The organism is Halovenus carboxidivorans (genome assembly GCF_009831575.1).
Taxonomy (GTDB): Archaea; Halobacteriota; Halobacteria; order Halobacteriales; family Haloarculaceae; genus Halovenus; species Halovenus carboxidivorans.
The window spans coordinates 544871-557660 of record NZ_WUUT01000001.1; the positions used below are offsets into that span (position 1 = coordinate 544871).

Below are 12790 nucleotides of genomic sequence, written 5' to 3' on the forward strand. Positions count from 1 at the left end.
GGCCAACGTATTTGTCGGCCCCGCGAGTAGGCTGTCTATGGTCTGTCCACACCTGACCTATCGCGAGGCCGAGAAGTTCGACACCGAGCGCGCGTACTGTACGATCACCGGGGAGTTCGTCCAGCCGATGCGCGCGGACATCTGCAACGACCGGTACGACCTGGCTCACGACCGCCACTGTGAGATCTACCGCGAGCAATGAGCTACCAGTCGTATCTGGACGGTGATCCGGTGATCGTCACCGCCGCGCTCACCGGCGGCGTCCACGGCAAGGAGACCTCCCCGCACCTGCCCGAGACGCCCGCGGAGATCGGCGCGGCCGCGGCCGCCGCCGAGGAGGCCGGGGCCGCGGTCGTCCACGTCCACGCCCGCCGGGACAACGGTGAGCGGTCCTTCTCGACCGAGCGATTTCAGGAGATCGACGACGAGATCCGCGCCCGGACCGGCGATATCATCATCCAGCACTCGACCGGGGGGACGGGCGCGCCCGCCGATCTGCGCCACCAGCCGCTGCGGACCGGTCCGCCGCCGGAGATGGCCTCGCTCGACATGGGACCGCTGAACCGCTACGATCACCTCACCAGCGAGAACACCCGCGGCATGGTCGACGCGCTCCACGAGGAGATGACCGAGCGGGGGATCAAACCCGAACTCGAACTGTTCAACGACGGTCACATCAACGAGGCCCACGGACTGCTCGACCGCCGCGACCTGGCGGAGCCGGTCTACGCGACGCTGATCTTCGGCGGCGGCACGCTCACCCGCCCGACCCCGCCAAACCTGCTCAATTCCGTCGAGAACCTGCCCGACGGTGCGCTGTTCAACACCCTCGGGTTCGGCCCGCACCAACTCCCGTTGACGACGATGGGGATCCTTCTCGGCGGACACGTCCGGGTCGGCCTCGAAGACAACGTCTACTACGACGACGGCGAACTCGCGACCAACGAGCAGTTGGTCGAACGAACGGTCCGGATCGCGGAGGAACTCGGCCGTCCGGTCGCCACGCCCGAGCAGGCCCGCGCCATCCTGGGCCTGTGATCAGGACACGCTGCGGTCCGGGACGGTCATCTGGACGGTCGTCCCGCTCTCGTTGGTGAACGTGACCGTGCCGTTGAGCTTCTTGATCCCCCACTTGATCCGCCAGAGACCGAGACCGGTGCCGTGTTGCAGCGGCGTCTCGGAGCCGGCGTCGAGCGCGGCGAGTTCGGAGTCGGGGATGCCGGGGCCGTCGTCGCTGACGGTGATCCGGTAGCCGGTCGCGTACTCGGTGATCCCGACCTCGACGGTCGTGTCGGCGTACCGGACGGCGTTGCCGACCGAGCTATCGAGCGCCGCGGTCAGCGCCTCCCAGTCAGTCACCAGCGACGCGGACTCGGGCGCGTCGAGTTCGATCTCGACCTCGTTGTCCGAGCGCTCGCAGCGATCCGCGATCACCTCCTCGGCGACGGCCACCAGATCCCGTTCGGTCTCGTGGATCCGCCGCGAGACGAACCGGTCTATCGAGCGGGCCTTGTGGCCCAGATCCGCGAGTCCGTCGGCGGAGTCGATGATCGCCTCCGCCCGGTCGTCGTGGCCGTTCTCCGCGAGCACTTCGGCGTTGCTCTTGATCACGTCGACGTTGTTCCGGAGGTTGTGCCGGAGCACGCGGTTCAGCACTTCGAGGCGCTGTTTCCGGAGTTCCCGTTCCGTCACGTCGTGGAGGCTGATGATACAGCCGAGCTGTCGGTCGTGCTGGTCCGTGAAACTCGAAATCTCGGGGTCGAACTGCTGTCTGCTCACGCCCGACCGGCGCTCGTAGGTCTCCATCCCGCGCAACTCTTCGAGCGTGACGCCGAGGATGTCGCTGATCGGCTTCCCCAGCGGCTCCGTCCGGCTGAGGCCGAACTCCTCGGCCGCCTTCGGGTTGAGCTTGATCACCCGCTCGTTGTCGTCGACGACGAAGATCAGGTCGTCCGTCTCCCGGGCGATGGCCTGTTCACCGACGGTCCCGGCCGCCGGCGTCGACTCGAATATCTCGAAGCCGAACAGGGCGAACACGAGCAACCCGGCGGGAAACAGAAAGCCGACGGCGTATCCTGTCGCCGCGGCGGTCAGCCCCACGTCCTCCAACAGCGTCGGCGTGATGTTGAGGATGAACAGGGGGCTGATCGCGGCCGTCCCGAGGACGATACCCTGTCCGAGCGAGAGGTGGCCGTACTCGTGGGTCGTCCGGACGACCAGATAGATCCCGATGATCAACAGGAAAAAGACGTGTACGGTCGCCAGCGATCCGATCGTCTGCAGGATGACACCGTCCACCGGTAGATTGAACACGGAGACGAAGACCAGTCCGGTGACTCCGACGAGCGGGAGCGACAGCAACGCGACCGTCCGCCGGCGCAGTCGGGTGTAGGTGCCGGTGTACTCAAGAGCGAAGACCAGCCACGGCAACATGGCGAACGCCCACGACAGAAACGCGATGTCGGACCACAGCGGGGGCCCTCTGCTGGGCCCGGACGCGCCGAAGGCCATTCCGACCGCTCCGCCGACGACCGCGCCGATCCCGAGCAACAGGGTGAACATCCCGAACGCAGTGACCCCTGGCTCGTCCCACCTGCGGTTGCAGTACGCACCGAGCGTACAGAGGAGGACTCCCGACAGAAACGCGATACCGAACAGAGCGGTATCGAGCGGGGTGGTCATTGTCAGTTCGTTTACTCGGATCGGATAAAAAACTGTACTGCTTTCTCTCCCGGAGAAAGTGCCGCCTGCCGAAACGACACGGTTCAGGACCGCTCGGGGACGCCGGTCAGTAGCTGTGCCACGTCCCCGATATTGTGCGTATCGAGCAGCAACTCGGCGGCCTCCCGCAGCGCGAACTCGGGGCTCATCTCGACGCCGTAACAGGCCGCGTACAGCCCCAGCCAGTCGTTCATCGCCCCTTCGAGGGCGCGGTACTGATCCGGCGGGAACTGTACCATCTGTCCGCCGGTGCGGGCCTCGATGTACAGCGAAATCGCCGGGCCTGCCCCCGTCCGGAGGTAGCTCATCGCCCGCTGTTCGTCCGGGGGCGAGGCCGGCGGCTCGAAGGCCGCACAGTCCTCGGTCGCCCGGTCGGCCAGGTCGTCGATGCGCTCGCCGAACCGCTCGACTGCCGGCCGGTCGCTTCCCGGCTGTTCGGTCGTCATCCGTCCTCGAACTCGACACCCTTGCCGCCGCCGGGATGCTCCCACTTCGTGTCCGCGACCACCGCACAGGTGCCACACTCGACGCAGGGCTGGGTGTCCAGGCTGACTTTCTTCTCCTCGGTTCCGTTCGTCGTGACGGTCTCCTCGCGGTAACAGCCCCCGCCGAAGCCGCTCGCGCTGACCGGACAGGCCGTGACCGCCGTCCCGGAGGCCTCGAAACTGTCGTCGAGCAGTTCGATGTGCGGATCGTCCACGTCGTAGGTCAGATCGCCGATCCGGTCGTCCAACTCCGGCGGATCGATCTCGCTCTCGTCGACGACCCGGGTTCCGAGCACTTCCCCGATCCGGGTCGGCACGTCGACGTAGGTGAGCCGCGTGTCGGGGATCATCCCGAGCAGATACGGGGAGTTGTACGCGCGTTCGAGCAACCCGCCGAACAGTTTCAGGCCCGCGGTCCCGACCGGGGAATCGAGCAGCCGACTCCCGACGCCGGTCACGAGGTCGCTCTCCGACAGCGCATGGGTCGCCCGGTAGCGTCGCGGTCGGAGTTTCGCCATCACGCCCTCGTCGTACAACTTCTGCTCGTAGAGGTCGCCGGCCGAGCGCGGATTCCCGCGGGCTTTCGCCTCCATGATCGCCTCGGCGGCCAGCCCGCCGGCAGTGACGGCGTGGTTCATCCCCTTGATTACCGGTCCCTGCGCCTGCATCTGCCCGGCCGCGTCACCGACCAGCAGCAACCGCCCGCGGTGGGGCGAGGGGTGGGCGACCTTCTTCGAGTCCGGGACGAGTTTCGCGGAGTACTCCCGTTCGTGGTACTCCCCGTCGAACCACTGCTCCAGCAGCGGATGCGTCAGCAGGGAATCGAGCAACTCGTGTGGCTCCGCGCCGCTGTCGGCAATCGAGTCCAGGTGGAAGACCGTCCCGATGGACAGCGAGGACTCGTTCGTGTACAGGAAGCCCCCGCCCCGGACGCCGTCGAAGAGATCACCCGAAAAGAGGTGTGCGTCCCCTTCGTCCTCCTCGAGACCGAACCGCTCGTTGATCGTCTCGGGGTGCATCTCGACGACGGCCTTGACGCCCTGGAACCACTCCTCGGGTTCCTCCCAGTCCATCAGCCCGGCGTCGCGGGCGAGTTCGGAGTTGACGCCGTCGGCCGCGACGATCACGTCGGCTCTGATCGGGTCGAGTTCCTCGGACGTGACGCCGACGATCTGTCCGCCTTCCCGCAGCAGTCCGTTCACGTGTACGTCCGTCAGGACGCCACCGCCGGTCTCGCGCGTGGCCTCGTGGACTCGCTCGGCGACCCAGGAGTCCATCGTCCGCCGGAGGACGGAATCGCACCACTCGGTGTCGTGGTGGTGCAGTTTCCCCAGGTCGAAGGTCTTCACCGTGTCGCCGGCGATGTTGTGGATGTAGTGGTCGTCGACGGGCCGCTCGGTCGCCTCCGCTCGCACCCCCGGAAACACGTCGTCGAAGGTGTACGGGGCGGACTGCTCGCCGTAGAGCAACCCTCCGGAAACGTTTTTCGCCCCCGCATCGGTCCCCCGTTCGAGCACGAGCGTCTCGACGCCCTGTTCTGCCAGTGTCTTTGCCGCCGTCGCGCCGCCGGGGCCACACCCGACGACGACGGCCTCGTAGTGTTCGTAGTCGGTCATTGTTAATCGTCACTCGCTTTCGCGACAGCGTCGGTCAGTTCGCCCGTCTCCAGGGCCTCGGTGAGCCGCGGCAGCACCTCGAAGAGGTCGCCCTCGACGAAGTAATCCGAGAAGCCGCGGATGTCGGCCTCCGGATCGGTGTTGATCGCCACGATAGTGTCCGACTCGTCCATGCCGACCTTGTGCTGGACCGCGCCGGAGACGCCGGCGGCGATGTACAGATCCGGTTCGACGACCTGCCCGGACTCGCCGATCTGGCGCTCCTCGGTGATGTACTGCTCGACGTGGCCCTCGAACTCGTAGGAGGCGGTGATGACCCCGCGGGTCAACCCGAGTTCGGCGTCGTCGAAGGCATCCCGGAGTTCGAGGCCGAGTTCGATCCCCCTCGTGGGGTCCTCGCGGTCGATCCCTCGGCCCATACAGACGATCACTTCGTGCCCGGAGAGGTCGACTCCCTCCTCCAGGCGGTCGTACTCGGTCACCTCGATCTGGAACCACTCCTCGGGGAGGTCGATATCGTGTTCGACGACCTCGCCCTCGCGGTCGGGATCGGGATCGGGCACGTCGAACGTGCCCGGGATGACGCTGGCTCCCTGCGGGTGGAAATCACGGTGTGGCTTGTCGATACAGAGAATCGTCGAGTACTCGAACCCGGAGAAGTCGGGTCGGGGCATGTGTAACACCCGCTCGAACTCCTTGGACTCGCCCGGCGCGCCCGTCTTCGCCGGGTTCGAGATCATCGCCTCGTCGATGTACAGGTCCGAACAGTCCGAGGCGAGTCCGCTGTCGAGTTCGCCCTGGACGAGCGCGGAGAGGTCCCGACCGTTGTTCGTCGCCGGGAAGACGTTGTACCGGGGCTCGTGGTAGTCGCGCCACTCCTGATCGAAGTCCCGACACATGTGACAGAAGATCTCCGTGTACGGCTTGTGTCGGAACCGCCCGAGTCGCTCGTCCTCGTGATAGACGACCCGATCCGCGCCGTACGCGATCGCCTCGTCGGCGAGTGCAGCGACGTCGTCGCCGATGATGACCGCGACGACCTCCTCGGGGTCGCCGTCTTCGTCGCCGCCGTAGGCGGCGGTGTCCTCGCGCTCGCCGTCCTCGCGGTTGTACTCGTCCATCAGTTCGCGCGCACGGCCGAGCATCTCTCTGGCTGTCGTCGTGAGATCACCGTCCTGTGTCTCACAGTAGACCCACATGTCGCGGTAGGTCTCGCCGGAGACCCCCTCGACGTACTGCTTGTCCGCCGTCGGATGATCGAGGTCGGGATACTTCTCTTCCGGCGGGACGTACTCGACTTCTTCCGTGTCCGATTCGTCGGTCCCCTCGACGGACTCGATTCGGCTTTCGATCTGGTTGATCGCTCCCTTGCGTTCCTTCCCCTCCTGTTCTCGCTCCAGCAGATCTTCGAGCACGTCGACATCGTCGATGTCCCGGACCATGTTCGCGATGTCCGCGATAGTCAACTCCGTCAGGTCGGCCTCGCTCGGATCGTCCTCCTCGTCGTCTTCGAGAGTGTCGATGCGGCTCTCGATGAGCTGTTTGACGGGGGTCCGATCCTCGCCCTCCTCCTCCAGTGCCAACATCTCCCTGAGTTCGTCGGCGTCGTCGATCTCGTTGACCTTCGGCCCGAGATCGGCAATCTCGTGGTCTGTCGGATCGAGTTCGACCATCGTCAGTCACCTCCCGCGTACGCCGCCAGTTCCTGGAACACGCTGTCCATCTCGCTGTCGTCGCTGGGATCGATCATCGTCGCCTCTCGCTCGTCCGGCCCCTTCGGGATCGGGTCGACGCCGGCGACGATCGTCGGCGAGCCGTCCAGCCCGATGAAATCCGGGTCGAGGTTGAGATCCTCGTGATCCCAGACGGTGATGTCCTCCTCGGGATCCAACGCCTCGGCCCGTTCTTCGGCGTCCTCGCGGAGGTCCTTGTACCGCAGGCGATACTCCGCCCGGCGGTAGCTCGGCTCGAACTCCGGATCGGTGACGATGAACGCCGGCAGATCGGCCTCGACGGTTTCGATCTCGGAGATGTCGCCCTCGACGAGCCGTTTCGCCCGCACTGTCCGTTCCTCCTCGTCGATATCCAGCGAGATGACGTGGGTGATGATCGGGCGGTCGGTCAGTTCGTCGTTGATGTCGATACACCAGTTCGTCTGCGGTCCGGTGTGGCCGGTCTCTCCGTCGGCGGTCTTGAAGCCGGCGAAGATCAGATCCGGTTCCTCGTCGAACATCGCCAGTCCCGTCGAAATCGTCATCGCCGTCGCCCACGTGTCCGCCGCGCCCATCTCCCTGTCCGACAGCAGGTACAGGTCGTCGGCGTAGACGTCCTCCATGCCCTCCTGGAGCACCTCCTTGTAGCCCGGCGGCCCCATGCTCATCAGCGAGACACGCCCCCCGACGCGAACCTTCGCCTGCAACGCCGCCTGTAACGCGATCTTGTCGTTCGGGTTCATGACGGTCGGCGTCTTCCCCCGTTCGAGATGACCCTCCTCGTCGAACGATACCTTCCCCTCCCTGAAGTCGGGAACGCCCTTGGTGAGTGTGACCATGTGCATGTATAGCACTACCCTAGATTGAGTACGCGACACACTCCGTGGTAAGTGTTTCGCTCGTTCACATGTTCGTCTTCTTCGGGTGAAAAACAGCGCTGTGAGGCGTCTTCCTACCGCTTTCGTCTAGATACGACCGGCGCGACTCGGATCGACATCGATCGCATCGACCGGACAGACGTCGACACAGAGCATACAGTCGATACACTGCTCCTCGTGTGTCGGGTGTGCCTTGATCTCGCTTTCGGGGTGGCCGGGTGTGTCGACCCACTCGAAGACGTCGACCGGACAGTCCTCGAGACAGGCCCCGTCGGCCAGACAGATGTCGAAATCCACCGCGACGTGCGTGCCGTGGATCCCCTGTTTCTCCTCGGTGAGTTCCTCTCCGTCCGGCGACCAGATCGCCACGTCGTCGTTCTCACCGATCTGCTCGTAACTCTGTTCGAACTCTGGATCGATTGCCATTGCTAACTGTACCCACTCCTCCCGTACAGTTAAATTTTCCACCGAACGGACAACACGACGGAACTGGCGCGCTCGGGGCTATCGCTTAGCAAACGCGGCGATCAGGAGTGTGTGTAGTAGGCGACCCGTTCCTCGTCGACGGCGTCGATCCGAACGAATCCGACCCGCTCGAACTGCAGTCGGTCGTCGGGGCCGTACCCGGAGACGCCGGGTTCCGCGTACCCCGAGACGTCGCCGTCCGGGGTCCGCAGTCGGAGGGAGACGTTCTCGCCGGCCGGCACCCAGTGGACGATATCGACATCTTCCTCCCGGGTCACGTCGAGGTCGTCGCCGGTGTACTCGAAGCGGTCCTCGGTGTGTCGAACACAGCCGAACCCTTTCAGCCAGACGCGTTCGCCGGTCGGGGGGAGATCATCGGACTCGACGAGCACGCCGTCGTCGGTTGGTATCTCCCGTGTCCCGCGGTCCTCGTGATCGGGGTGGATCGGGACGCTCGCGGTCGCCGGTCCGCCGGACAGGGACTTCTCGACGGCACCGCCGTCCTCCTCGCGGACGAAAAACGCCCGGTCGGTCTCGTCGTCGATCAACTCGCGGTTGTTCGCGTACACCGAAGACATCGCCAGGTCGACGTTCGAGGTCGACATCCCGAGTTCGGTCATCGCCTCGACGATAGCCTCGCCGCGAATCCCCCGTCGCCGGAGGCTCTCGATAGTCGGTGCGCGCGGGTCGTCCCAGCCGTCCAACTCGCCGTCCTCGATCAGTTCGCTGATCGTCGAGGTCGACATCGGCACGTCGTACTCGTCGATTTCGACGTGGCCCCAGTGGATCACTTCGGGATACTCCCAGTCGAAGTAGTCGTAGACGAACTGCTGGCGTTTGGCGGAGTCCTGCAGGTCGATCCCGCGGATGATGTGGGTGACCCCGGTCAGGTGATCGTCGACCCCGCTCTGGAAATCGAGCATCGGCCAGCACCGATACTCGGCGGCCTCCTCGCGGGGGTGTGGCGTGTCGATCATCCGGAACCCCACCCAGTCCCGCAGCGCCGGGTTCTTGTGTTCGATGTCGGTTTTCACCCGGAGCACCATCTCCCCGGAGCTGTACTCCCCCTCGATCATCTCCGTGAACTCCTCGTGGACCGTCTCGGTGTCCTTGTCGCGATGCGGGCAGGCCTCGCCGGCGTTTTTCAGCTCCGAAAAGTCGTCGCCGGAACACGAGCAGGTGTACGCGCCGCCGGCGTCGATGAGGTCTCTGGCGTGGTCGTAGTAGGTTTCCAGCCGGTCGCTCGCTTTGAGCACCTCGTCGGGCTCGAACCCGAGGTACTCGATCGCGTCGAGAATCTGCTCGTAGGCGTCGAGGTCGGGCCGCTTGGTCTCCGGGTCGGTGTCGTCGAACCGGCAGATGAACGACCCGTCGTAGAGTTCCTTGTAGGTGCCGACGACGGCGGCCATCCGTGCGTGACCGATGTGCCACGGACCGTTCGGGTTCGGGGCGACGCGCATCCTGACCTCCCCCTCCTCGGCGTTCGGCAGGTCCGGGAGAGCCTGGTCGTCTTCTTCCTCCTCGGCGTCGATCTCTTCGAGTCGTTCGGGAGCGAGTTCGTCGAGGCGCTCGCGGCGCTGCTCGTGGCTCAACTCGTTGACCCGCTCGACGACCGGCGCGATCACGCCGGGAATCTCGTCACCGTACTCACGGAACTCCGGGTTCTCGCCCATGAGCGGCCCCATGATCGCGCCGACCTGGGCCTCGCTTTCGTGTTCGATGGCGTTGTACAGGGCGTCGATCTCGGCCTGTTCTTTGATCCGGTCACGAAGATCCTCGTCCATTACCCCCTCATTGGGGGCGGGGAGGTGAAAACTGGGGCGGTCTGGCCCGGCCACGGTAATCCTTATACCACGCTAGACAGTAGTCCCGCCCGATGAGCGAGGACGACGACGCCATCGAGCCGTACGACCGCTCCCGCCGCCCGAGATCGACGGACGGTCGTCCCTCCCCGCCCGCGACCGACTCCGGGGACGCCACCGATCCGACCCGGGTCGACGACTCCCGACCCCGGACGGACAGCCAGTCTGGACCGGAGACTCTCGCTGACGCCGTCTCTCGGACCGCGACCAGTCCGACGACGGTCGAAAGCCGGTCGGTGTCCGCCACGCTGGTCGGCGTCCCGCAGATCGACCTCCGGGATTTCGTCTACGCTCACCAGCTCGATCCCGGCGAGGACGATCCACGCCAGGTCGCGCTGTTCGACATCGAGAACCGGACCGACCAGCGGCTCCGCTGGCGCAGCGCCCGCACGAAGTTCATCGGGACCGACGAGTACACATACGGACCGGCACAGCTCTCGCTGGAACCCGCACAGCTCGGCCCCGGCTGTCACACCCGCCAGGTCGAACTCGAACCGAACAGCAAGGCCCGGATGGTCACGCTGGTCGAGCGGCTCCCCCGGGGCGTCGAGGTGGCGAAAGTCGTCCAGACGATTCCCCGCCGCGGCGCGGCCCAGAACGAACGGCTCGTCTTCGCGGTGGAGTGAGCCACACCCCGGCTCGCGATTGCCTTCTGGCCCGGTGCGGAAACGCGACTGTTCAAGTGGCTGGCGTCCAACACGCCTGCATGCAGATTCACTGGCACCGCCGGGATCTCCGTCTCGCCGACAACCGGGGGCTCGACGCCGCGACGGCCGACGACGCCGTCGGGCTGTTCGTCTTCGATCCGACCGTCCTGACCCACGGCGCGTCCCCCCGAGTCGCGTTCATGCTCGACGCGCTCGAGTCGCTACGGGCGGCCTACCGCGACCGCGACAGCGATCTGTTGATCGCGCACGGGAATCCGACCGAACTCGTCCCCGGTATCGCCGCGGCGCTCGACGCCGACGGCGTAACGTGGTGTACCGACTACACCGGCCTGGCCCGTCGTCGCGACGCGGCCGTCCGGCAGGCGCTGGACGACGCGGGCATCGAACGGACGGCCGTCCAGGACGCGGTCCATCACGAACCCGGCGAGATCACGACCAACGACGGCGATCCCTACAAGGTGTTCACTTACTTCTCGAAGAAGTGGCACGACCGGGAGAAACTCGATCCGCTGGAGCCGCCGACCGCCGACGATCTCGCCGCCGTCGAGTCGGGAGAAGTCGAGCGCACCCGTGCGAACATCCCCACACTCGACGAACTCGGCTTCGAGGAGCCGGACGCGGATCTGCCGGAGGCGAGCACGGAGGCCGCCCGCGAGCGACTCCGGGAGTTCTGCGCGGAGGATATCTACCGCTACGACGAGCGCCGCGACTACCCCGCCGACCGCTGTACCTCACGCCTCTCCGTCCACCTGAAGTACGGTACGATCGGCGTTCGAGAGGTCTACGACGCGACCGACCGCGCTCGCGCCGACGGCGACTCCGAGAGCGAGCGCGAGTCTGTCTTCGAGTTCCAGGACCAACTCGCCTGGCGGGAGTTCTACACGCAGGTTCTGTGGGACAGACCCGACGCCGTGACGGAGAACTACAAGTCCTACGAGCACGAGATCGAGTGGCGCGAGGACCCGGAGGCGTTAGAGGCCTGGAAGCGCGGCGAGACGGGCTATCCCATCGTCGACGCCGGGATGCGCCAGCTCCGGGAGGAGGCGTACATGCACAACCGCGTGCGGATGATCGTCGCCTCGTTTCTGACGAAGGATCTGCTCATCGACTGGCGGGAGGGGTACGACTGGTTCCGCGAGCAGTTGGTCGATCACGACACCGCGAACGACAACGGCGGCTGGCAGTGGGCGGCCTCGACCGGCACCGACGCACAGCCGTATTTCCGGGTGTTCAACCCGATGACACAGGGCGAGCGGTACGATCCGGACGCCGAGTACATCAGGGAGTACGTCCCCGAACTCGAAGACGTGCCGGCGGAGACGATTCACTCCTGGCACGAACTCGACATCGGGACGCGGAAGATGCACGCCAGCGAGTACCCGGCCCCCATCGTCGATCACAGCGAGCGTCGGGAGGAGGCGATTGCGATGTTCGAGAGAGCGCGTGGCGACGAGTGACGCGAGATCCGAGCGCAGCGAGGATCTCGGTTCGCACGAACGGGGAGCGTAGCGACCCGTGAGTGAGCGAAGCGAAGGAGTCGGCTCTCGACCCTCGGCTCGCGGGCGAAAAGAGCCACGTACGGGTCCGCTGGACCCACGGTGGGGGTTACGCGGCCAAATCCCACGACGGCGGGTGATCCGCTCTTCGGACGGACGCTAAATCACCGGCTCGGGAACCTTTTTGACACTGCCAGCCGACATATGAAAACAGAGGGATCAAACTATGCCAGAACATTCAGACCCAGCACTGCCGGAACTTCCGTACGACTACGACGCGCTCGAACCGCACATCTCCGAACAGGTGGTGACGTGGCATCACGACACCCACCATCAGGGATACGTCAACGGCCTCGCGAGCGCCGAAGAGACACTCGCCGAGAACCGCGAGAGCGGTGAGTTCGGCTCCTCGGCCGGAGCACTCGGCAACGTGACCCACAACGGAAGCGGTCACTACCTCCACACGCTGTTCTGGGAGAACATGCACCCGGACGGCGGCGGCGAACCCGAGGGCGAACTCGCTGACCGCATCGAGGAGGACTTCGGTTCCTACGAAGGCTGGAAAGGCGAGTTCAAGGCCGCCGCATCCGCCGCAGGCGGGTGGGCGCTTTTGGTCTACGACCCGGTTGCGAAACAACTTCGCAACGTCGCGGTCGACAAACACGACCAGGGCGCGCTCTGGGGCTCACACCCGATCCTCGCCTGTGACGTGTGGGAGCACTCCTACTACTACGACTACGGCCCGGACCGCGGCGAGTTCATCGACGGCTTCTTCGAGGTCCTCAACTGGGACAAGGTCGCAGACGAGTACGATACTGTCGTCGAACTGTTCGAGTAGAGTCGTCGCCGAGCACTCGGGCGCGCAACCATCGCCATTTTTTCGAGCA

The 12790-nt window shown here is 65.5% G+C and carries 12 protein-coding genes; 5 read left to right on the top strand and 7 right to left on the bottom strand.

Annotation, left to right across the window (positions count from 1 at the left end):
* Positions 1-37 precede the first annotated feature (37 nt).
* Complete coding sequence (locus GRX03_RS16490) at positions 38-202, top strand: hypothetical protein (RefSeq protein ID WP_201289160.1); 165 nt, start codon at positions 38-40, stop codon at positions 200-202.
* Positions 199-1038 (top strand): BKACE family enzyme, encoded by an 840-nt coding sequence (locus GRX03_RS02655; RefSeq protein ID WP_159762633.1) that lies wholly within the window; start codon positions 199-201, stop codon positions 1036-1038. Before GRX03_RS16490 ends, GRX03_RS02655 begins: the two co-directional genes overlap by 4 nt.
* Here the strand turns inward: GRX03_RS02655 and GRX03_RS02660 are convergent, their stop codons facing one another.
* From GRX03_RS02660 to GRX03_RS02690, 7 genes are all read right to left on the bottom strand, one after another.
* Positions 1039-2682 carry a sensor histidine kinase gene (locus GRX03_RS02660; RefSeq protein WP_159762634.1) on the bottom strand — a complete coding sequence of 548 codons (1644 nt, stop codon included), beginning with the start codon at positions 2680-2682 and terminating at the stop codon, positions 1039-1041.
* A gap of 83 nt (positions 2683-2765) precedes the next feature.
* Positions 2766-3167, bottom strand: coding sequence for a hypothetical protein (locus tag GRX03_RS02665; protein WP_159762635.1), 402 nt, complete (start codon positions 3165-3167; stop codon positions 2766-2768).
* Positions 3164-4822 carry an FAD-dependent monooxygenase gene (locus tag GRX03_RS02670; protein WP_159762636.1) on the bottom strand — a complete coding sequence of 553 codons (1659 nt, stop codon included), beginning with the start codon at positions 4820-4822 and terminating at the stop codon, positions 3164-3166. Before GRX03_RS02670 ends, GRX03_RS02665 begins: the two co-directional genes overlap by 4 nt.
* Positions 4823-4824: 2 nt before the next feature.
* Positions 4825-6495: an electron transfer flavoprotein subunit alpha/FixB family protein gene (locus tag GRX03_RS02675; protein WP_159762637.1), complete on the bottom strand. Its 1671-nt coding sequence runs from the start codon at positions 6493-6495 to the stop codon at positions 4825-4827.
* A 2-nt stretch (positions 6496-6497) separates the two neighbouring features.
* Positions 6498-7379, bottom strand: a complete 882-nt coding sequence (locus GRX03_RS02680; RefSeq protein WP_159762638.1) for an electron transfer flavoprotein subunit beta/FixA family protein — start codon at positions 7377-7379, stop codon at positions 6498-6500.
* Between the two features lie 120 nt (positions 7380-7499).
* On the bottom strand, positions 7500-7838 hold the full coding sequence (locus GRX03_RS02685; RefSeq protein WP_159762639.1) for a 4Fe-4S dicluster domain-containing protein: 339 nt from the start codon (positions 7836-7838) through the stop codon (positions 7500-7502).
* A 101-nt stretch (positions 7839-7939) separates the two neighbouring features.
* Positions 7940-9661, bottom strand: coding sequence for a glutamate--tRNA ligase (locus tag GRX03_RS02690; RefSeq protein WP_159762640.1), 1722 nt, complete (start codon positions 9659-9661; stop codon positions 7940-7942).
* Between the two features lie 92 nt (positions 9662-9753).
* Between GRX03_RS02690 and GRX03_RS02695 the strand changes: the two genes are divergently transcribed.
* From GRX03_RS02695 to sod, 3 genes are all read left to right on the top strand, one after another.
* Entirely contained in the window at positions 9754-10365 is a 612-nt protein-coding gene (locus tag GRX03_RS02695) for a hypothetical protein (protein ID WP_159762641.1), read from the top strand.
* A gap of 80 nt (positions 10366-10445) precedes the next feature.
* Complete coding sequence (locus tag GRX03_RS02700) at positions 10446-11864, top strand: cryptochrome/photolyase family protein (RefSeq protein WP_159762642.1); 1419 nt, start codon at positions 10446-10448, stop codon at positions 11862-11864.
* 265 nt (positions 11865-12129) lie between these two features.
* Positions 12130-12741, top strand: coding sequence for a superoxide dismutase (sod, locus tag GRX03_RS02705; RefSeq protein WP_159762643.1), 612 nt, complete (start codon positions 12130-12132; stop codon positions 12739-12741).
* Positions 12742-12790: the final 49 nt, after the last annotated feature.